General features: G+C 64.2%; 18 protein-coding genes. 9 read left to right on the top strand and 9 right to left on the bottom strand.

What is annotated here, in order from left to right; genetic code table 11:
- Nucleotides 1–154 precede the first annotated feature (154 nt).
- From XH91_RS22955 to XH91_RS22940, 4 genes are all read left to right on the top strand, one after another.
- Nucleotides 155–412 carry a hypothetical protein gene (locus XH91_RS22955; protein WP_128952683.1) on the top strand — a complete coding sequence of 86 codons (258 nt, stop codon included), beginning with the start codon at nucleotides 155–157 and terminating at the stop codon, nucleotides 410–412.
- Nucleotides 413–506: 94 nt separating this feature from the next.
- A complete protein-coding gene (locus XH91_RS22950; RefSeq protein WP_128952682.1) occupies nucleotides 507–1592 on the top strand; it encodes a cytochrome-c peroxidase in 1086 nt (361 codons plus the stop codon).
- 19 nt (nucleotides 1593–1611) lie between these two features.
- Nucleotides 1612–1932, top strand: a complete 321-nt coding sequence (locus XH91_RS22945) for a plastocyanin/azurin family copper-binding protein (protein WP_128952681.1) — start codon at nucleotides 1612–1614, stop codon at nucleotides 1930–1932.
- An 85-nt stretch (nucleotides 1933–2017) separates the two neighbouring features.
- A complete protein-coding gene (locus tag XH91_RS22940; protein WP_164933749.1) occupies nucleotides 2018–3673 on the top strand; it encodes a methyl-accepting chemotaxis protein in 1656 nt (551 codons plus the stop codon).
- Nucleotides 3674–3724: 51 nt separating this feature from the next.
- On the opposite strand, the gene XH91_RS22935 is transcribed toward XH91_RS22940, so the two are convergent.
- Complete coding sequence (locus XH91_RS22935; RefSeq protein ID WP_128952679.1) at nucleotides 3725–4846, bottom strand: hypothetical protein; 1122 nt, start codon at nucleotides 4844–4846, stop codon at nucleotides 3725–3727.
- Between the two features lie 248 nt (nucleotides 4847–5094).
- Between XH91_RS22935 and XH91_RS22930 the strand changes: the two genes are divergently transcribed.
- Entirely contained in the window at nucleotides 5095–6093 is a 999-nt protein-coding gene (locus XH91_RS22930) for a LysR substrate-binding domain-containing protein (protein WP_128952678.1), read from the top strand.
- Nucleotides 6094–6130: 37 nt separating this feature from the next.
- Here XH91_RS22930 and XH91_RS22925 read toward each other — a convergent pair whose 3' ends face one another.
- The 3 genes from XH91_RS22925 to XH91_RS22915 form a co-directional block, all read right to left on the bottom strand.
- Nucleotides 6131–7603: a carboxylesterase/lipase family protein gene (locus tag XH91_RS22925; protein ID WP_128952677.1), complete on the bottom strand. Its 1473-nt coding sequence runs from the start codon at nucleotides 7601–7603 to the stop codon at nucleotides 6131–6133.
- Nucleotides 7604–7709: 106 nt separating this feature from the next.
- Nucleotides 7710–9017, bottom strand: a complete 1308-nt coding sequence (locus tag XH91_RS22920; RefSeq protein WP_206733498.1) for an MFS transporter — start codon at nucleotides 9015–9017, stop codon at nucleotides 7710–7712.
- Nucleotides 9018–9125: 108 nt separating this feature from the next.
- On the bottom strand, nucleotides 9126–9539 hold the full coding sequence (locus XH91_RS22915; protein WP_128952676.1) for a hypothetical protein: 414 nt from the start codon (nucleotides 9537–9539) through the stop codon (nucleotides 9126–9128).
- Nucleotides 9540–9646: 107 nt separating this feature from the next.
- On the opposite strand from XH91_RS22915, the gene XH91_RS22910 reads away from it, so the two are divergent.
- A complete protein-coding gene (locus tag XH91_RS22910; protein WP_128952675.1) occupies nucleotides 9647–10582 on the top strand; it encodes a LysR family transcriptional regulator in 936 nt (311 codons plus the stop codon).
- Between the two features lie 61 nt (nucleotides 10583–10643).
- Here XH91_RS22910 and XH91_RS22905 read toward each other — a convergent pair whose 3' ends face one another.
- Both XH91_RS22905 and XH91_RS22900 read right to left on the bottom strand, forming a co-directional pair.
- The gene (locus XH91_RS22905; RefSeq protein ID WP_128952674.1) at nucleotides 10644–11264 is read right to left on the bottom strand and encodes an alpha/beta hydrolase; all 621 of its coding nucleotides are present in this window, start codon (nucleotides 11262–11264) and stop codon (nucleotides 10644–10646) included.
- Entirely contained in the window at nucleotides 11261–12199 is a 939-nt protein-coding gene (locus XH91_RS22900; protein ID WP_128952673.1) for a ring-cleaving dioxygenase, read from the bottom strand. The genes XH91_RS22905 and XH91_RS22900 overlap by 4 nt, the downstream gene beginning before the upstream one ends.
- A 130-nt stretch (nucleotides 12200–12329) precedes the next feature.
- On the opposite strand from XH91_RS22900, the gene XH91_RS22895 reads away from it, so the two are divergent.
- Together XH91_RS22895 and XH91_RS22890 are read left to right on the top strand one after the other, a co-directional pair.
- On the top strand, nucleotides 12330–13241 hold the full coding sequence (locus XH91_RS22895) for a LysR family transcriptional regulator (RefSeq protein ID WP_164933748.1): 912 nt from the start codon (nucleotides 12330–12332) through the stop codon (nucleotides 13239–13241).
- A gap of 63 nt (nucleotides 13242–13304) precedes the next feature.
- Complete coding sequence (locus XH91_RS22890; protein ID WP_128952672.1) at nucleotides 13305–13763, top strand: hypothetical protein; 459 nt, start codon at nucleotides 13305–13307, stop codon at nucleotides 13761–13763.
- A gap of 96 nt (nucleotides 13764–13859) precedes the next feature.
- Here the strand turns inward: XH91_RS22890 and XH91_RS22885 are convergent, their stop codons facing one another.
- The 3 genes from XH91_RS22885 to XH91_RS22875 form a co-directional block, all read right to left on the bottom strand.
- Entirely contained in the window at nucleotides 13860–14738 is an 879-nt protein-coding gene (locus XH91_RS22885; RefSeq protein WP_128954954.1) for an alpha/beta fold hydrolase, read from the bottom strand.
- Nucleotides 14739–14896: 158 nt separating this feature from the next.
- A complete protein-coding gene (locus tag XH91_RS22880) occupies nucleotides 14897–17611 on the bottom strand; it encodes a hybrid sensor histidine kinase/response regulator (protein WP_128952671.1) in 2715 nt (904 codons plus the stop codon).
- Nucleotides 17608–18651, bottom strand: coding sequence for an ABC transporter substrate-binding protein (locus XH91_RS22875; protein ID WP_128952670.1), 1044 nt, complete (start codon nucleotides 18649–18651; stop codon nucleotides 17608–17610). Before XH91_RS22875 ends, XH91_RS22880 begins: the two co-directional genes overlap by 4 nt.
- A 285-nt stretch (nucleotides 18652–18936) precedes the next feature.
- Here XH91_RS22875 and XH91_RS22870 point away from each other — a divergent pair, with 285 nt between their 5' ends.
- Nucleotides 18937–19698 (top strand): hypothetical protein, encoded by a 762-nt coding sequence (locus tag XH91_RS22870; protein WP_128952669.1) that lies wholly within the window; start codon nucleotides 18937–18939, stop codon nucleotides 19696–19698.
- Nucleotides 19699–19747: the final 49 nt, after the last annotated feature.

Here is a 19747-nt window from a genome sequence, read left to right as displayed (position 1 = left end):
TCGATCGGCGGTGATCGGATGGATATGAAATCCAAACGGGAAAGGACGTCGAATGTTGCTAGCTAAATGATTGTTTAGGTTCACGAGCACCTGAGAGCCGCCACGGTGCAGTCCAGAGTACGGTCGGGTGAGCGGTGCCCGCTCGGCGTCTTCCATGTCGCACCGTTGGTCGAAAGAGTCCGGTGAGGGTTCGTATTTTGTGGAATTGCTTGCTCGGTCGGGCAAGGGCAGCGCGATCGGAAATTCAGAAAGGCTTGACCGGCTAACATTTGTTAATCGCAACCGATCGCGCGAGCTGTTCCGCGATCCTCTCGTGCAACTCTTCGTTGCCTGCCGATTCTTCCCGCACTTTATGATTGCTGAAATGCCGAAAAGCGATAGTGGAACAATTTGGCCGGTACGATCTGTTTAACGAATTGCCGGTATTTTCATCACGATAATTCATCGCGCGTTGCTTCAATTTTTTTTCGGTGTCGCAAATGACACCCGGCTCGGGGAACATTCGCATGCCGACGCAGGGCTCTCATCGCTCGCGGCTGCTCGTTGCGACGGTCGCATCAACCGCACTCGGCGTTCTCGGTTTCGCGACGATCGGTCATGGCGCCGCCGTGGTCGGCGAAAGCCGGAAGGTCGAGATCACGCAGAAAGCGCCCGGTGGTGTCGATGCGCTCAAGGCGCTGTATCGCAGGCCGGCGACCATCCCGTTCCCCAAGGACAATCCTTTCACCCCCGAGAAGGCGGCTCTCGGCAAGAAGCTCTATTTCGACACGCGCCTCTCGGTGACGTCGGCGCAGTCCTGCGCGAGCTGCCATAGCCCGGGTTTCGGCTGGGGCGACGGGCTTGCGGTCGGCGTCGGTCACGGCATGGCCAAGCTCGGTCGCCGCTCGCCGACCGTCGTCAACGCCGCCTGGAGCGCGATCTACATGTGGGACGGCCGGCTTCCGACGCTGGAGGACCAGGCGCTCGGTCCGATCCAGTCCCCCGGCGAAATGAACATGAAGCTCGACCAGCTCATGGCGCGGCTCGCAAGCATCCCCGAATACAAGCCGATGTTCGACGCGGCCTTCCCGGGCGAAGGCATGAAGCCGAAGACGTTGGCGCAGGCGATCGCGACCTATGAGCGTACGGTCGTCTCGGAACGGGCGCCGTTCGACGCCTGGATCGACGGCAACGAGAAGGCGATCTCCGAAGAGGCCAAGCGCGGCTTTACGGTGTTCAACGGCAAGGCGCAATGCGCCGCGTGCCACGAAGGCTGGAACTTCACCAACGAGGGCTTTCAGGACATCGGTCTGCCGAGCAAGGATATCGGTCGCGGTGAATACCTCCCCGGCGTCATCAAGATGCAGCACGCGTTCAAGACGCCGGGCCTGCGCGAAATCACCCGCCGCGGTCCCTATATGCATGACGGTTCGCTCCCGACGCTCGAAGCGGTCATCGACCACTATGACCATGCCGGCGTCGAACGGCCCAGCCGATCCGATCTCATGCATCCGCTCGATTTGTCCGCGCAGGACAAGGCCGACCTCGTCGCCTTCCTCAAGACTTTGACCAGCGAGCTCGGTCCGACGGCCGTGCCGGTTCTCCCACGCTAACCCACGAAAGTTTCCTCACATGCGCACAATCGCTCTCTTCGCCTGTGTCATCGTTGCCGGCTTTTCGGTCGGCGCCTATGCCGCGACCGAAATCGTCCATCAGCAGGGCCGTGCCTTCTCCGCCGAGAGCATCACGGTCAAGAAGGGCGAAGCCGTCACCTTCCTGAACGACGACACGGTGCCGCACAACATCATGTCGGCCAGCAAGGGCAACGAGTTCAATCTGGGATCGCAGGCGCCGGGCACCTCGACGGACGTGTCCTTCAAGGAGGCGGGCGATGTGCAGGTGATCTGCGCCATTCATCCGCGCATGAAGATGATGGTCAAGGTCATAGACTAGGAGTTTTTGTTCTGACGCGTTTTCGTCACGCGAACCGGTATCCACTTCGCTCGAAAACGCTCCATCGAGACGCCGGAGATTGATGATGTCGATACGCTACAAGATTTTCGGTGCCTTCAGCGTCGTGCTTCTGCTGGCTTGCGGCATCGCCTTCTACGGCATTCGCGCCATCGGCAATTCCGGCGACATGGTGGTCCGTCTCTATGACGGCCCCTTGATGGGGATCAACCACGCGCGTTCCGCCCACGCGGCACTGCACGGGGCGCGGCTGGTGCTTCAGCGGGCCCTTGTTGCCGGCAGCTCCAGCGACGTCGCCAAGTTCGAGGCGCTGATCCGCGACAGTGTCGAGGACCTGAAAGTGGTGCGTGAGCGCGCCGCAACGCCCAGCGTTGCGGCCGCGCGCGAGAAGGCCGAGGCCCAGCTCAAGGACTGGTCGACCGCCGCGCTCAAGATCCTGAAGCCGACGCCCGGCGGCGCGACGGAGATCCCGACCAGCTTCCTGCTTGCACAACAGGGCGACCGGCTGATGGCGTCGATCGACGACCTCGTCGAGCTGGTGGCGGCGTATGGCTATGAATATCGCATGGCGGCGGAGAAGGACGTCGAGGCGGCCCGCACCATGATGCTGTCGGTCGCCGTCGGAACCGTCGCGATCGGACTGCTGATCGCGCTTGCGTTCTCGTACTCGATGAGCCGGCCGATCTCCGCGGCGGTGCGCGTTGCCGAGCGCGTCGCCGCCGGCAACTTCACCGACGACATCGCAGTGCGCCGCCGCGACGAGCTCGGCCGCCTGTTGAAGTCGCTTGCGGTCATGCAGGCGAGCCTGAAGACCCGCGCCGATGACGATCTCGCCGTGATCGCCGCCAAGGACCTGAGCAGCGCGGAGCAGGTCGGCCACCGGCAGCGCCTGGAAGCCGAGATCGACGCCTTCCGGTCTGCCTTCAGCGAGGTCATGAGCAACACCGCGCGCATGACCGGCGAGTTGACGGATACGGCCCAGGGGCTCGCCTCCGCCGCACGCAACGCGGGATCGCAATCGAACGAGGCGGCTTCGACGGCGAAGGAGACCTCGGCGAACGTGCAGACCGTGGCATCAGCCGCAAGTCAGCTCGGCCAATCCGTCCAGGCGATCACGTCGCAACTGGCGGATGCGACCACCATCGTGCAGCGCGCCTCCGGCATGGCGGAAGCGGCCAACCAGACCATCGGCAGGCTCGCCAGCGCCGCCCAGCAGATCGACGAGGTGGTCGGCTTCATCAGGACCATCGCCGGCCAGACCAATCTGCTCGCGCTCAACGCCACGATCGAAGCGGCGCGGGCGGGCGAAGCGGGCCGGGGCTTTGCGGTCGTCGCCTCCGAAGTGAAGGCGCTGGCGACGCAGACGGCAAAGGCGACCGAGGAGATTTCAAGCCAGATCACCGAGGTGCAGTCGGCGACGCGCGAGGCGGTCGACAATGTCGGCGCCATCGCGTCGATCATCGGCGACATCGACGGCTTTACCGGGCGGATCGCGGCCGCGGTCAGCCAGCAGAATGCGGCGGCCGGCGAGATCTCCAGGAATATCGGGCAGGCGGCCTCGGGCACCGCGCAGGTCGCGCGCAGCATCGCCGGGACGGCCGAGGCGACTGACAACGCCAATCGCACGGCCGACATCGTTCTGGCCACGGCGCATGACCTGTCCAGCCAGGCGTCGCAGCTGCGCTCGTCGGTGGATCGCTTCCTGTCAAACGTCGCGGCATAGGCGGGGCGAGTTTCAGTCGAATTGATATTGGCTTCCTGGCGGCAAGCGAGGCTAGAACTTCATGGTAATGCCGCTGTATAAGCTCGATTCGGTGCAGGTGTGGTTGCTCACCCCCGGCGATATCGTGCAGAGCTTGCTGACATTGTGATCGAGACCGTATTTGTTCTGCCAGTAGCGGTAGGCCACCCAGACATCGACATAGTGCGAGAACTTCGGGCCCCACATCGCTTTTGAGGCATCGAACGTCAGGCGGATCGGCTCGGAGTTGAGTGAAATTTTGGTCATGGAGTTGGCCGGCGCCGCGAGCGGCAGCGGATTATAGGGAAGTGGGCTGTTCTCCGGGCCGAGGGCGCCGAGCAGCTGCGCGCGACCGCTGACGGAGAAATAGCGCACGCTCTCGGGCAGGAAGCCCAGATCCATGTAGTAGTTCGTCTCGATCGCCCAGGTCGGCTGATAGCGGCGGTTGCCGTCGGGAAGACAGCTCACGCCTGGCACCGGAGGAGCAAAGCCGCCGCCGCACTGCAGGAAGCCCATGTGCGCCATGTAGATCCAGGTCGCGAGCGGCGCGACGTTGACGTAGCCCTTGTAGGGAAGATCGAACTGGAACTGCAGACCGGCCGAGACGGCCTGGGCCGCGGCAGCGCGATAGTAGTTCGACGAGCTCAGGTCGAGACCGACCTCGAAGGAGACGTTGCGGAGCGGGCCGACCGTGAAAGCCTTGGTGTTGAAAATTTCATTCCAGCCGAATGTCGAGCGGCTCTGGCCGGTGAAGATGAGTGCACCCGCGCAATTGGCCGGCGTTGCAACACCGGTGCCCGGGTTGACGACCACGCCCGCGTTCGTGCAGGGGCTGGCGGGATCGTTGTGGTCGGCTTTGAACATCGAGATGTTCAGGAAGTTCGTGCCGTACTGCCAGATGTCGAAATGCGTGAACGAGTAGACCTGCATCGCGGTCGTGCTGTTGAGCGACCCGTCCGGATTTCTGGAGAATACGCCGGGATCTGTCGCCTTGGGGATATACGAGAAGGTGAAGCGGTCATCGATCAGCGAAAAGAACGGCTGACTGAACGGCACCGGCTTGGCTTTGACCGGCAAATCCTCCGCAAGAGTCGCTCTGCTTGCGAGCGACGAAAAAGCCAGTGCCAAGAGTATCGGTTGAATCTGACGCCTCACTTCCCCCTCCAATGTTCTCTATGCCCCGTCCAAGATATTCGACGCTGTCGTGGTCCGGCGCGTTTCCCCTAGAGCCGCCCCGTTCAGTTCGGTGAAACAGCATAGGCAGTGGACGCGGGACAAAAAGTCCGGCAATCGGTACAGTCCCGTTCCAGGATTGGAACGATGGCCTGCTTGCCGAAGTTCGGCTTTCGATCGTCTCATCGAAACCGGACTTCCTGTCCGAGGTCTCCGCAGAGGATCACCCAATGGGTACAGTCGATGACCTGACGCTCCTTGTCGAAATCATCGAGGCCGGCAGCCTGTCGGCGGCGAGCCGCAAGACCGGCATTTCGAAGTCGAGCCTCAGCCGAAGAATTGGTGACCTCGAAAGCCAGCTCGGCGTGCATCTCGTCCACCGCGGCCCGCGAAACTTTGCGCCGACTGAAATCGGCCTCTCGGTCTACGAGCGCAGCCAGAAGATCCGGGAAGAGCTGGTTGCCATCAAGGCGCTCGCCGAAGACCGGACCAACCGGCCCTCCGGCATGCTGCGCATCTCCTGCCCGGCGGTCCTCTCCGAAATTCTGGTCACCGATTTCGCCATCCAGTTCGCCGAGACTTATCCCGACGTGCGACTGACCTTGGACAACACCAAGGGAACGTTCGACCCGAAGATCGATCACTACGACCTCGCGATCCATCCCGTGCGCGAAGATCTGGCCGATTCCGAATTGATCTGCCAGAAGCTCGCGATCACGCCTTACCGCCTGGTCGCGGCACCGGACCTGATGGCCCGCATGGCCGCCTGCACGAGTCCCGCCGACCTCGAGGGCCTGCCGGGCATCGGCTGGGGCGCCGATGGCTTCATGGCGCGTTGGCGGCTGCTCGGCGCGAACGTTGAGACGACAGAGATCAACCTCAAGCTCAAGTTTTCGGCCAACAACCTCAACATCATCCGCCAGGCCGCGCTGCGGGGCCTCGGTCTTGCGCGATTGCCAATGCCGATGTGCGAGGCGGACCTGCTCAGTGGAAGACTCGTTCAGCCGCTTCCCGGCTGGTCGCCGCCACCGGTGACGTTCTACGCGCTCTATCCCTCCCGCCGATCTTTGACCGTCGCCGGCAAGTTATTCCTCACCGGTCTTGCCAAATTTCTTCAGGACAGGCTGCGGTCGCTCGACGCTCCGCAACAACAGGTCTCGGCGCCTGCAGTAGAGCCGAAGTCTCAACGCGCTTCCAAGAGGCGCGGGCGCAGGTCGACCAAGCGTTGAGAGGACTCGCGGCTGTTTCCGGCGCGGCCATCACCGATCAGGCGATGTATCGTGATGCCGCGATCCGGCGATCAAAGTGCAGGACGGTCTGATTCGCTGTGTAGGCGGGCCATTCGGGCAGACCGTGACCGTTGGGATCTCCCGCAGCCGCAAACGCGGCGATCGAGCCTCTGAAGAGCCGGCTCAAGTCCCGGACTTCGCGCCGGTCCGCGCCTTTGACCATCGAAGCCGCCTGCCAGACGTCGATGTTGCCGAACAGGAACGGAAGATCGATGCAATGGCAGGCTCCCAGTCCCGGAACGGGCGCCTGCCAGTCGAACAGATAGGTGAACGCTTTTCGACCGAGTCCGGACTGCGTGGCGGCGATCTCCAGGCTCTGCCGGGTAAACATCCGTTCGCTGTAGAAGTCGCCCAGGAGCATGCGAGGCGTCGCGGGCACCCGCGCGGAACGCAATCTTGCCAGCGTCGCGCTCGCGTCGTATTCACCGTGCGATCGGATCAAGTCCTCCAGCGCATCCTCGGACAACTCGTCGAGCGAGGGGTTCGAGATCGAGAACGCGGCGTACTCCTCGCGCGTCGCCCCGATCATCATGTCGCACCAACGCGCTCCGCCAGTGCGAATGGACTCGATAGGGTCGCATTGCACGAGCGTATCATCCAGCACAGGCATGAAAGGTGGCGAGATATCACCGGGGATCGCCGGCGGCCGCCTTTGCAGCAGGCGCAAGCCCTCGAGGGCGCGATCGACCGGGATGGTTCGAAGCTTGTCGACGTCGTCAGCGGCAATCCCGAGAACATCGAGGATCGCATTGGCGACCGGTCGCGACTGTTCGACGGTACGCAGCTTGATGCCGACCGGCGCGCTCATCAGGATCGCCCGATTGAACAGCCCAGCTCCGGCTTCGGTGCCGGCAAAAGCCGCGATGCTGAAGGCACCGGCCGATTGGCCGATTACCGTGATCCGCTGCGGATCGCCGCCGAACGCGCTGATGGCCTGCGTGATCCAGCGCAATGCCGCGACCTGGTCGTGCAGGCCGAGGTTCAGACCGCCAAGGCTGGGGTGCGGAAAGAAGCCGAGAATGCCCAAACGATAGGTGATGTTGACCACGACGAGACCATTCTCCTTCGCGAGAATGCCCCCGTCGTAACAAGGCAGCGATCCACCTCCGGTCATGAAGGCGCCGCCGTGAATGAACACCAGGACAGGCGCTCGATCTTCCGGCACATGACCGGTCCAGATGTCCAGATGGAGGCAATCCTCACTTTGTTCGACATCGTAGGTGCCCATCACCGCATCGAGACGCGACGGATTTTGCGGAGGAACCGGCCCGGCCGCGATGGCGTCGCGAACACCTGCCCATCGCGGCGCCGCTGACGGCATCTCAAAGCGCAACCGGCCGACGGGGGCTTCCGCGTAGGGGACTTTCCGGAACGCGGTCACGCCCTCCGATCTCGCGCCGCGCAGCCGACCAAACGGCGTGTCCAGCTCAACATGCTCTACGGCAGTCATTCCTGTCTCCAACAACGCGCTTCCTGAGGCTAAGGCTTAGGCTCTCGCACTTGATGCATCCAGCGTCCGGAAATGGTGAGCAGCGTTCCAGATTCGAAACGCTGCATTACGTCCGTGTCGGCGTCCGCATGTGCTGAAGCAGCGCGAGGATCGCAACCAGCGCGGGAATCGTCGCCGCAAGCACAATCGCTTTCGGCGCAACGCCCATCGAAATCAGCAAACCTGCGACCGCGGGACCGATGATCGATCCGATGCGGCCGGCCGCAGCCGAGAAGCCGACGCCGTGGGTGCGAAGCGCTTCGGGATAGATCGCCACCGCGAGAGCAGACTGACCGACACTGCATGAGATCAGACCCGCGCCCGTTCCGGCAATCAGCAGCCAGACACCGATCGGGATCAGATCGTGCGCCGCAAGCCCCGCGGCAGAGATGACCCCGACGACCAAGCCCGACAACAGGATACGCGCAATCGGAAGCCTGCTCACGAGCAGCATCACGGTGACATTGGCGACCAGCCCCCCGGCGCTGAAGAAGCTGATGCCGAGCTGGGCGTATTCGGGCGAGAAACCAAACTTGATGAGCAGCGTCGGCAGCCAGAACACCAGCGCGTAGCCGTCGGCGAATATCAAGAATGAGAATAGCCAGAGGCTGATGGTCCTTGCCCCAAGGCCCGTGGCGAGCAGATCTCCGATCGGCTTGAGACCGCCCCGGTGCAGATCGCGTTGATTTATTGACACCAGATCGCCCGCTGCGGCCCGCCTGGGCAACCAAAGCAGGAGAACGAGCGAGAGCGCAAGCGGCAGGGCGCCGCCGATGATGAAGATGGACTGCCAACCCAAATGAGCGGTCAGGACTGCGCCCAGCACACCGCCCAGGATGCCGCCCGCGGCGAGCCCGGTGCCGACAATGACTGCAGCCGTCTCCCTCAGCCGTGGCGGGCATTGCGATGTCGCAATGGCGATGGCCGATGGTAACGCTGCGCCGAGTCCGATTGCCGTAACCAGGCGCAGCGCCGCAAGCTGACCAACGGAGCCCGCAAGCGGCGTTGCCAGCGAGAGAACGCCGAACATTGCCACGCTTGCGATCAGGACAGGACGCGCCTCAAAGCGGCTGACCAGCGGGCCGGAGGCCAGATAGCCGAGCACCGCGCCGACGCTTGTCAGCACGAATGCAGCTGTGAGCGCCGCCGGCGGCACTGCGAAGTGAGCCGCGATCGCGGGAGCCGCCACACCGATCGAACTGGTATCCAGTCCGTCGAGCACGACCGCGACGAAGCTGAGCGCGATCGCGATCCAGGTCGACCTCGATGCGCGTCCAACGGACGTGCTGCCAATGCGGGTGCTGGTGTCGACGGCGCCGGAGCCGCATCCTTCGCCGGCGCCTCCTCGCGAATTCGCTTGCGCTATGTTCGTCACCCTTTGTCTCCCCACAAGTCCCGTTGGGGTAAACTCAAGGGATTTCCAAATTTGCTGTCCAGCTCCAGGAATGGAATGCTGGGTTCTATAATTGAGACGCCAACGCGTTCACATCGCTTTGGCGAGCGCGAACAGCCGGAAATGCTCGAGCGCCGCGTGCCGATGCGGGGCGACTTCGCGCCGGTAGGTCTCGGTATCGACGATCGCGCGGAAGGTGGCGAAATCGCCGTATTCGTTGATCGCCGCTTCGTCCCACTGTTCGCCCGGCGAGCCGACGAGGCTCGCCAGCACCGGTCCGGAAAAAATCCGCACGAGCGGCTTACCGGCGGCGAGACGCCGGAATGCCGGCCTATAGCGTTCATGAAAGGCTTCGCGTCCCGAGCAGGGCGCGGCGTCGAATCCGTCCTCGTAGCGCGCATGCGCGCGGTAGCACAGCAGATTGAGCATATAGACCGGCTGGCCGGGCGGAATCGCGCGCTCGGCTTCGTCAAGGGCTTGCAAGGTGATTTCGACGAGGTTCATGGGACTTCCCGCGTTTCTAGCGCTGCTGATTGCGCGCTGGTGCTCCCGGTTTAGCTGTTCGGGAACGGCTCTTGTAGTGACCGTGCAGCCATGATTATGTGGACTGCATGTCCACAACAAATTTGCCTCCCGACGTCTCGCGTCTTCTCGCCTTTGTCCGCGTCGTCGAGGCGGGCTCCTTCGCTGAAGCCGCGCGGCGGGCAGGGACGACCACCTCGGCGATGTCCAAGGCGGTCGCCCGCTTCGAGAAGGCTCGCGGGTTGCGGCTTTTGCATCGCTCCACGCATTCGTTGGCGCTGACCGAAGAGGGCGACAGGCTGATGGCGGCGGGACGCGCGTTGCTCGAAAGTCTCGCCCGTGTCCAATCCGCGCTCGGCGAAGTCGCGCGCGACGATGGCGGACGGGTGCGCGTGACCGCACCGGCCTCGTTCGCGCGCGCCTGCATCCTGCCGCGACTTCCCGCGTTCCTGCGGGAACGACCGGAAATCGAAATCGAGGTCAAATTCCGCAACGAGATTCTCGATCTCGCGGCGGAAGGCGTCGACGTCGCAATCCGCTCGGGGCCGCTCGACCGCGCGCCGGGCCACAAGGCGCGGCGGCTGTGCACGTTCTCCTGGATTGCTTGCGCCTCGCCTGCCTATCTGAAGGCGCGCGGCGTACCGGCGAGTCCATACGAGCTTTCCGCGCACGACCACGTCGGCTTCCGGAATCCCGCAAGCGGTCAGATCCTGACCTGGCGCTTCGTCGATCCGCACGGCAAAGGAGCCATACGCGTCACGCCCAAGGCCAAGCACATTTGCGACGACGCGCACGCGTCGCTCGCTTTGATCGTGAATGGGTTTGGGATCGGCTGGGGGCCGGCGTGGCTCGTCGACCAAGACCTTCGCACCGGCCGGCTGGTCGAAGTGCTGGCACCCTGGCGCGCGGCTGGCGAGCCCCTATGGATGCTGCGCACCTCCGGCGGCCGCCCGCCCTTGCGCACACAGCGCGTCATGTCGTTCCTCGCCACGCTTCCCGCCGCGTTCGGCGGCAAGGCGGCGTGAAGCATGGCGAATCCTCGACGAAGCGGCGCGCCATCCAGAGACGACGCGCCGCTTGTTCGTGTCATGCCGCCTTCGCCCCGACGCTCCCGATCCAGTTGCGCGCCAGCGTCACGTCGGCTTGCGACAGCTGATGTCCCGCGGGCAGGACCTTGTGGTCGACGCGCGCGCCTGCTTCCGACAGCAGTGCCGCAAGCCTGGCCGCATTGCTCGCCGGCATGACCGGATCCGCCTGGCCCGACAGCAGCAGCACCGGCTTGCCGCCGAGTTCGACCTTCGGCGGATCCGACAACGGCACCATCGCACGCAGCAGGATCGCGCCGGCCAGCATGTCCGGCTTCAGCAACAGCAGCGCGGCTGCGATGTTGGCGCCGTTGGAGAAGCCGACCGCAACGGGCGCGGCGATGCCGTAACGCTTGCGCGCGGCGGTAACGAAGTCGCCGAGCTCGTGCGCACGGCGACGCACGTCGTCCTCGTCGAACACGCCCTCCGCGAGACGACGGAAGAAGCGCGGCATGCCGTGCTCGAGCACGCGGCCGCGCGGCGAGAGCAGCGCCGAGCCCGGCGAGATCATCTTGCCGAGCCCGAGCAGATCGTTCTCGTTACCGCCGGTGCCGTGCAGGAGCAGCAGAGGCGGGGAGCCCGCGCGGGTTGCGGGCTCGAAGCGATGGATGAACTCGGTCATGATGCGGTCGCTTCCAGGCTCGGCAGCACACCCTCGATCTGCTTGCGGTGTTGTTCGAGGAAGCTCGGCAGTTTCAGGTCGCGTCCGAGCGTGGCCACGGGTTCGTCCACGGCGAAGCCGGGTATATCGGTTGCGATCTCGAACAGCACGCCGCCGGGTTCGCGGAAATAGATCGAGCGGAAGTAGTTGCGGTCGCGCTGCTCGGTCGGATGCAGGCCGTGATTGCTCACGAGCTTTTGTGCCATCTTGCCCTGCTCGGCGTCGTCGGCCGCGCGGAAGGCGATGTGGTGCACCGAGCCGCCGCCCTGATGTCCGCGCAGAAAACCCTTGGCTTCATAGATGTCGAGGACATTGCCTTGGGCATCGCCTGATGCCTTGAAGCGGATCACGGAGCCTTCGCGCCCGGTCTCCGTGAAGCCGAGCACGTCGGTGAGGACGGCAGCCGTCTTCGCGGCGCTGTCGAGCAGCAGGGTCACGCCGTGGAAGCCGCGGATCGCGTGCTCTGGGGGCACGTCGCCATTGCTCCAGCCGGGCTCGTTCTCGGCACCGGGAATGCCGACGAGGGCGAGCGCCATGCCGTCAGGATCGGTGAACGGCAGCACGGACTCGCCGAAGCGCTTCTCCAGCGCCTCATAGGCGATGCCCTTCTCGATGAAGCGTTGGGTCCAGTAGCCGAGCGAGCGCTGCGGCACGCGGAAAGCAGTTTGGTGAGTCTCGCCGACGCCGCGGCGCCCCGGCGACACGCCGGCCCAGGGGAAGAAGGTCAGGATGGTGCCGGGGCGGCCGGTCTCGTCGCCATAATAAAAGTGATAGGTGCCGGGATCGTCGAAATTGACCGTCTTCTTGACGAAGCGCAGGCCGAGATCCCTGGTGTAAAAGCCGAAATTGCGGATGGGGTCGCCGGCGATCGCGGTGACGTGGTGCAGTCCAGACATTGTCGTCCTCCAGGAATTTGGGGAGCAGTCTTGCTCTGGGCGGAAATATCGTTCCGCTTTGGATTGGAGACAATCCATGCAAATATGACCGCTATGTCTACAATTTGGAAACAATCGGCGGGGCCGGCCCTTGGATAAGGTCGCCAGTCTCCGCGCTTTCGTGAAGGTGGTCGAAAGCGGCAGCTTTGCCGAGGCCGGGCGGCAGCTGCGGCTGTCGCGCTCGGCCATCAGCAAATACATCGCCGACCTCGAGGAGAGCCTCGGCGTCCAGCTTTTGAACCGGACCACCCGCCACGCCAGCCCGACCGAGAGCGGCCAGCGCTATTTCGAGCGCGCCGTCGTGATCCTCTCCGAGATCGAGGCCGCCGATCAGGCCGTGACGCAGGCCCAATCGGCGCCGCGGGGGCTGTTGCGCGTCAACGCGCCGATGTCGTTCGGCACGATGCGGCTTGGGCCTGTTCTCGCCGATTTCATGGAGGCGTATCCGGAGCTCCAGCTCCAGATCGTGCTCAGCGACGATCTGCTCGATCCCGTGCAGGACGGCTTTGACGTGACGCTGCGGATCGCGGAGCTGGAATCGTCGAGCCTGATCGCGCGCAAAATCATGCCGGTGCCGCGCATGATCTGCGCCTCACCCGATTATCTCGCGCGCCACGGCACGCCAAGACATCCGCAGGATCTGCGCGCGCATGCTTCGCTGACCTACGGCTTCCTACTGACGGGCAATCAGTGGAAGCTGTCAGGCGCCGACGGCGATCACTGGATCCAGCCGGACTGGTCGCTTTGCGTCAACAATGCCGAGGTGCTGCGGGATGCCGCGATCAAGGGCAGGGGGCTCGCGCTGCTGCCCGAGTTCATCGCTGCCGATCCGTTGAAGAAGGGCAAGCTGCGGACCGTGCTGGACGAGTATTCCGCGCCACCGCTCGCGCTCTATGCGGTGTACCCGCCGACGCGGCATCTGTCGGTGAAGGTGCGGCTGTTCATTGATTTTCTGGTGGAGCGGTTTGGGCGGGAAGAGGAGGCGGGTGTGCGGGCGCGCTGACACAGCGCACACAATCCGACGCTGATACGCTGCCTCAGCACGAATCACGATTGAGCAACTGCGATGTATGTTCTCAAGCAGGGCATTAAGGGGGACCCGCATCGGCGGTGGGCGCTACCGGACCGCAACTTCTTCGGGTACGGCGCTTGCCATATCCTTGCTGGAGTTTTTCTGGATCAACCTCCGCTTCCCGGTTTTTATGCGGAGCAAATTATCCCGGCGGAAGGTTTCTTGGGATTTCACGTCTACTTGACCAACGGTGTGATCGCGTTCGATTATCACGGCTATTCCATGCGTGACCGGCTCCTGGAACATTATAAGCGAGTCTGGACGAGCCAATATGCCGGCTGGTTCTCGGCAATCGAGAGAGTCGATTTCGACCTTCTCTCGACAGCTGAATTGAACAAGCGACAGATGCGGGGACCAGATCAGTATCTACATGATCCGATCCCTCGCGCTCGCCGATTTATCGAGCAACGAGATCACGTCAGTGCAGCGGCCAGAGCACTTGCGGCGGCGTAACACAGCAATGGGTCAGAAGTGGTTGTCGCACCAGGGGGCGGCTTCGCTGGCGGAGAAGCCGGCCTGAGACGCGTTGCCTCAGCCCGGCTCGTCGCCCTATTTCTTCCCGTCGAGGAACTCCCGCACCGCCTTGATCGTCGCCGCCGGATCCTCCTCCATCAGCCAGTGCCCGGCGCCTGGAATCACGACCTCGGTGACGTCGCTCGCTGCGTTCCGCATCACGACGGCTTCCATCTTGCCGAACGATTTCTCGCCGCCGATGGCGAGCACGGGCATCGCCAGCTTGGTCGCGATCGCCTTCTTGTTGTCCTCGGCGTCGGTGCGGATCGCCCTGAACTGGGCGAAGGCCGCGTGCATGGCGCCGGGGCGCGCATAGAGTTTTGCGTAGTGACGGCGGGTCGCCTCGTCGACTTTTGAGGGCGTGCCGGCAAACTCGTTCCAGAAGCGGTCGAGATAGATGCGCTCGCGGCCCTTCACCAGCCGCTCCATGTCGGGGCCGCCGAAATCGAAGTGCCAGAGCTGCGGGCTGCGGACGATCTCGTCCCACGGCGGCACGCCGGGGACGGGGGCGTCCATGACAACAAGCTTTTCGGTCAGATCGCGATAGCGCGCGGCGTAGGCATAGCCCACCATGGTGCCGATGTCGTGTCCGACGACGACGGCCTTGTCGATGCCGAGCGACTGGAGGAGGGCGCGCATGTCGGCGGCCTGCGTATATTTGTCGTAGCCGTTCTCGGGCTTGCCGGAGAGGCCCATGCCGCGCAGGTCGGGCACGACCACGGTGTGGTCGCGCGCAAGGTCCGCACCCAACCTGGCCCACATGTCGCCGGTATCGCCAAAGCCGTGGATCAGGATCACGGCGGGTCCCTTGCCGCCGACGCGCACATGGATCTCCGTGCCGTTGGCTGGGATCGACTTGGTCTGGAAGCTGGACGGGAATTGTTGCTCGGCGCGGGCGGCGGGCGCGAGCAGCATGAGGAGAATGGCGAGATATCTTGCGCGCAACGGCGGCCCCTGTCATCATGAATTTCGGCTGGCAGAGGTAAATGCAGACCGTTCGATCCACAACAGAAATCCAGGCGAGGATCCGCAGCAATCGGGCGAAATCGTAATCGCTCGCACGGATCGCATTTTCAATGCGATCCGACCTCTCCCTTCGGCTGAGGTGAAGCCGGGACGGGCGCGAGCATCTCGTCCAGTGCGCTCATCGAGGCCTCCCGAAGCGCGGCGAGTTCGCGGGCGGCGCTCTGGCACTCGGGCAGGGACATCGACGGCACTGCCAGCTCGATCTCGCGGCAGCGCTCGAACAGGCCGACGAGGCCGAGCGCGCTCGCCGCGCTGCCGAGCTGGTGCGCGAATCGCGCGAGCTGCCTGTGATCGCCGATTGCGGCCGCTGCGGTGATGTCGGCGATCAGCTTTTCGCTGGTCTCTTTCAGCAGATGATGCAGCTTCGCGATCTGGCTGGCGCCAAGCAGCTCCTTCTGGTCGGCGAGAAAGTGCCGGTCGATCAATGCGCCCGGTACGAGCGGCGCATCGGGGGCGCCGTGCTCGGGCGCGTCCTCGATCGCCTCGCGAAGCGCGCTGATCAGGATCGGCTTGCTGACGACCGTGGTGATTCCCGCGGCTGCGAGCCGCTCGCGGGTGCTGGGCGAGGCGTCGGCGGTCACGACGATGATCCGCGGCATGGGCCGTAACGGGAGCTGCCGGATGCGCGTGGCCGCCTCCACGCCGTCCATGTCGGGCATGTGCAGGTCCATCAGGACGACGTCGAACGGCTGGCTTCCGGCGAGCGCAACGGCGGCCGCGCCATTCCTTGCGATTGCGGCACGGTGGCCGAGCCTGACCAAAATGGCTTCGCCGACCTCGCAATTCACGGGATCGTCGTCGACCAGCAGCACGTGGAGCCGTCGCGAGGGCGGCGTCATCGCGCCTTGCACAGTGCCGCTGGCGGCGTTGCCGAGCGGGACGACAAGCGTGAACACGCTGCCGTTGCCCGGCGTGCTCTCCAACGTCAACTCGCCGCGCATCAGGTGCGTCAGGCGCCGCGCGATCGCGAGGCCGAGGCCGGTGCCGCCGAACCGCCGCGCGATGCTGTCGTCGGCCTGCACGAAGTCTTCAAAAATGCGTTCGTGCATGTCTGGCGCAATGCCGATGCCGGTGTCACGAACGATCGCGCGCAGCAGCGCCTGATCGTCACGTCGCTCGATCGTCGCGCTCACTGATATCCCGCCTGATGGGGTGAACTTGATGGCGTTGCCGATCAGATTGAGCAGGATGCGGTTGAGCCTGACGGGGTCGCCGTGCACCGACGTGGCGACTGATGGATCGCAGGCGAGGTCGAAGGAGAGCCCCTTGCCGAACGCCTGCGGACGCATCAAATCGGCCGCCGTCTCGATCAACTGGTCGAGGCGGAAGTCGCGCGTCTCCAGCGCCTCGGCGCTGGCCTCGAGGCGGGCATATTCGAGAATGGCGTCCACCAGCGCGATCAGCGTTTCGCCCGACGCGGCCGCGGTTGCGAGGTGGCGGCGCTGGACCTCGCTGAGCCCGCCGTCATCGAGCAGCTGCAATACGCCCATGACGCCGTTGAGGGGCGTGCGCAGCTCGTGACTGACCACGGCGAGGAAGCGCGATTTGGTTTCGTTGGCCGCAACCGCGACGCTGCGCGCGCGCTCGGCCGCATCGTGCTCGGCAAGCGCGTGATCGCGCGCCTTTTCGAGCTCGGAGGTGCGTTCGATCACCTTGCGCTCGAGCGTCGCGTAGGACTCGCGCAAATGCGCGGCCATGCGGTTGAACTGGTCGCCCAGCGCCTCGAGCTCGTCGCCGGTCTTGATCGCGAGCCGCTGTTCGAGATCGCCGCTGCCGATCCGCCGTGCACCCTGGGTCAGCATCTGGATCGGCACCGCCATGCGCCGGCTGAGCCAGAGCGAGACCAGGGCGGCAAAGGCGAGCAGGACGATCAGCAGGAACGTCGACCGTCCGATCGAGGCGTAGATCGGTGCGTAGGCCTCGCTGAGCGGAAGCTCGACGAACACCAGCCAGCCGAGCGAAGGGACCGTCGCATAGGTCGAGAGCACGCGTTGACCCGACAGATCCTCCTTGATTAGGCCGCCCGCGGGCGGCCCGACGCCGTCGAGTGCGGCGCGCACGTCGGGTTGCCCGGAGAGATCGCTGCGGCGGAGCGCGGGCCACAGGTCGGGATGCGCGATCAGCACACCGAGCCGATCGACCACATAGGCCTTGCCGGTGTTGCCCACCCTGATCCCGGCGACGAGGTCCCAGATGAAGCGCAGATTGACCTCGGCGATGACCACGTTGGGCGCACGCCCGCTGCCGCGCGTGGCGAGCGTCATGAACGGCTCGGTGTCGCCGAAGAAATAGACCGGCCCGTAATAGGCCCGGCTTTCATTGGCGCCGCGGAAGGCGGCGAAGGAGGACTGGTCGACGTTGCTGCCAACCCTGTCCGCGACGCGGCGCGATACGCGCACCTGTTCGCGGCCCTTCGAATCCAGTTCGGTGATTTCGGCGATCGCGGGCGAGAGACGCAACAGCCTGATGGCATTCAGGCGCACGTCCTCGTTGGTCGAAAGCTCCGGGGGCAGGCGCGACAGCCATCTGATCTGGGTCTCGATCTGGCTGATGAACTGGCCGATCTGTATGGCCGCGCTTGCAGCCTGCTCGCGCTGGTTCGCAGCGAGAAGCTGCTTCTGCTCGCGATAGGAGAACCAGACGTCGAAGCCGGTGTTGATGGCGAGCGCGGCAAAGGCAAGCGCGACGATCGAGTAGAGATATTTGCGGAACAGCCGTCCCGGAGGCGTCCGCAGATGTCCCTGGTCGACCTGTTCGTTCACTCGCGAATCTCGTCGGCGCGCGCGAGCAGCGTGTAGGGAATCTTCAATCCGAGCGCGCTGGCGACGGTGCGGTTGATCAGCAGCTCGTATTTGCGCGGCGACTGCACCGGCAGGTCGCCCGCCTTGGTGCCGCGCAGGATGAGATCGACATAATCGGCCGAGCGAACTTCCAGCGTGGGCCCGTAGCTCATCAGTCCGCCCGAATCCATGAAGTAGTGGAACGGATAGATCATCGGCACGCGATATCGCGCGGCGGTCTCGACGACCGCTTTCCGGTTGACCACGAGAAAGCTGTCGACGAGCGAGATCATGGCCGCCTTCGGGGGATCGCGGAAACGTCCGATCGCGCCGTCGATTTCAGCTGGCGCGCTGATGGGCGCAAGGTCCACCGCAATGCCTGATGCCGCGGCCTCCTGCTCGAGCGATTCAAGGTAATAGCGCCCGGCGCGCGGGGTGCTGGCGGGGTTGAACAGGACGCCGACGCGCTGCATGTCAGGCACGGCCTCCTTGATCAGCTGAAGCCATTTGCCGCCCATCTCGGGCGTGCTGCTGGTGAAGCCCGTGACATTGCCGCCGGGATGGGCAAGGCTTTCGACGAAGCGATTGCCGACGGGATCGTTGGAGGTCGCGAAGACGATCGGGATCGTCGTCGTGGCTGCCATGATGGCCGCGGTCTCGACAGTCGAGCCTGTCAGGATGACGTCAGGCTTGAGATCGATGAGCTCCTGCACCGCGATCTTCATCTTGTCGGGCCCGCCGAAACTCGAGCGGACCTCGAAACGATAGTTGACCCCTTCGACCCAGCCGCGCTGTCGCAAGCCCGCGATCAGTGCACCCAGGCGTGAGGTCGAGCTCTCGCTCATGTTGCGTCTGGTCAGTTCGTCATCGAGCGGCAGCACGGTGATCGAGGCGACGATTCGCATGCGATCCGGCGTTGCGCCGAGCGTCAGGAGTCCTGCGGCAGTTGCTCCCGCAAGGCGAATGAAATCGCGGCGGGCGACCGCCGGCACGACGCGGGCAGGAGCAGGCCGCACACTCATGAAATGTTTCGCAAAAGTTGTCCCTGCGCATGTGCATAACGCGAAAGGACGGCAACCACAATTGATGAAAAAATACGCTTGTGAATGTTCATTCGCAGCCACGGGCAGCCCGATACCGTATTGCTACGTAGATCGCTGGCTCGATCGTTGTCCGGTCCGTGATGCTTTGCAAGGCCTTCTGGCATTGCAACATTTTCGTTCCTGACGAGGCAGTGTTTCGGGAAAGCCGATTGTCGAACTGCCGATTTTTGAGCCGTTGTTTCAGGTTGTTGTCGAAGGTTTACGATGCGCAAAATCTATCTCGTGCCGGTTCTGGCTGGCCTTTTCACCACTGTTGCGGCCTGGTCGCTGATGGCACAGAGCGTTCAGGGCGCCGCACCCAGGCAAAAATCCGCGGCGGCGCCGAAGGCGGTCGCCGCAGGCGCGCCGCCGGTCGCAGCCACCCCCGGCGGCGCGGCGCAGCCGACCCAGAGCGAGGGCCCGACCGCCGATGACAAGACCAAGGCGATCGACGGTTTCCGCTCCGCCAAATTCGGCATGACCGAGGCCGACGTCCGCGCGGCGATGACCAAGGACTTCAACCCGAAGGCCGACGCCATCAAGGCCCAGGACAATCCGTCGGAGCTGACCCACAGCGTGCTGCTGTCGGTTCCGGATCTGCTGCAGAACGGCGGCACCGCCGAGCTCTCTTACGTGTTCGGCTACAAGTCGAAGTCGCTGATCCAGGTCGGCGCGGTCTGGTCCAAGGCGACCGATGCGGCCATGACGCCGGAGAAGCTGTTCTCCAATGCCAACATCCTGCGCGCCCATTTCCTCAGCGAGGGTTTCAAGCCCGATTCCATCGCGGTCAACATGCCGGTCAACGGCGGCATCGTGATGTTCCGCGGCAGCGATTCCAAGGATCGCTCGGTGATCCTGCTGCTGCAGGGCACGTTCGAGAACAAGGAGAACAACCAGCGCGTGCTGACGCCGACGAGCCTGCTGCTGTTCTACGTCGCCGACGCCAAGAGTCCCGACGTCTTCAAGCTTCCGCCCGGCCAGTTCTGATCTCGGACCGTCTCACGTCGTTCTCCCACCCGGTTGTGGATCGGCGCAA

Source organism: Bradyrhizobium guangzhouense (genome assembly GCF_004114955.1).
GTDB lineage: Bacteria > Pseudomonadota > Alphaproteobacteria > Rhizobiales > Xanthobacteraceae > Bradyrhizobium > Bradyrhizobium guangzhouense.
The sequence above is the reverse complement of the archived record's forward strand: the minus strand, read 5'-3'. Positions and strand labels throughout refer to the sequence as shown.

What these genes read in the sequence shown, in the direction of transcription:
- XH91_RS22955 (WP_128952683.1), top strand. Translation starts at nt 155, where the DNA reads ATGTCGCACCGTTGGTCGAAAGAGTCCGGTGAGGGTTCGTATTTTGTG.
- XH91_RS22950 (WP_128952682.1), top strand. Translation starts at nt 507, where the DNA reads ATGCCGACGCAGGGCTCTCATCGCTCGCGGCTGCTCGTTGCGACGGTC.
- XH91_RS22945 (WP_128952681.1), top strand. Translation starts at nt 1,612, where the DNA reads ATGCGCACAATCGCTCTCTTCGCCTGTGTCATCGTTGCCGGCTTTTCG.
- XH91_RS22940 (WP_164933749.1), top strand. Translation starts at nt 2,018, where the DNA reads ATGTCGATACGCTACAAGATTTTCGGTGCCTTCAGCGTCGTGCTTCTG.
- XH91_RS22930 (WP_128952678.1), top strand. Translation starts at nt 5,095, where the DNA reads ATGGGTACAGTCGATGACCTGACGCTCCTTGTCGAAATCATCGAGGCC.
- XH91_RS22925 (WP_128952677.1), bottom strand. Translation starts at nt 7,603, where the DNA reads ATGACTGCCGTAGAGCATGTTGAGCTGGACACGCCGTTTGGTCGGCTG.
- XH91_RS22915 (WP_128952676.1), bottom strand. Translation starts at nt 9,539, where the DNA reads ATGAACCTCGTCGAAATCACCTTGCAAGCCCTTGACGAAGCCGAGCGC.
- XH91_RS22910 (WP_128952675.1), top strand. Translation starts at nt 9,647, where the DNA reads ATGTCCACAACAAATTTGCCTCCCGACGTCTCGCGTCTTCTCGCCTTT.
- XH91_RS22905 (WP_128952674.1), bottom strand. Translation starts at nt 11,264, where the DNA reads ATGACCGAGTTCATCCATCGCTTCGAGCCCGCAACCCGCGCGGGCTCC.
- XH91_RS22900 (WP_128952673.1), bottom strand. Translation starts at nt 12,199, where the DNA reads ATGTCTGGACTGCACCACGTCACCGCGATCGCCGGCGACCCCATCCGC.
- XH91_RS22890 (WP_128952672.1), top strand. Translation starts at nt 13,305, where the DNA reads ATGTATGTTCTCAAGCAGGGCATTAAGGGGGACCCGCATCGGCGGTGG.
- XH91_RS22885 (WP_128954954.1), bottom strand. Translation starts at nt 14,738, where the DNA reads ATGCTGCTCGCGCCCGCCGCCCGCGCCGAGCAACAATTCCCGTCCAGC.
- XH91_RS22875 (WP_128952670.1), bottom strand. Translation starts at nt 18,651, where the DNA reads ATGAGTGTGCGGCCTGCTCCTGCCCGCGTCGTGCCGGCGGTCGCCCGC.
- XH91_RS22870 (WP_128952669.1), top strand. Translation starts at nt 18,937, where the DNA reads ATGCGCAAAATCTATCTCGTGCCGGTTCTGGCTGGCCTTTTCACCACT.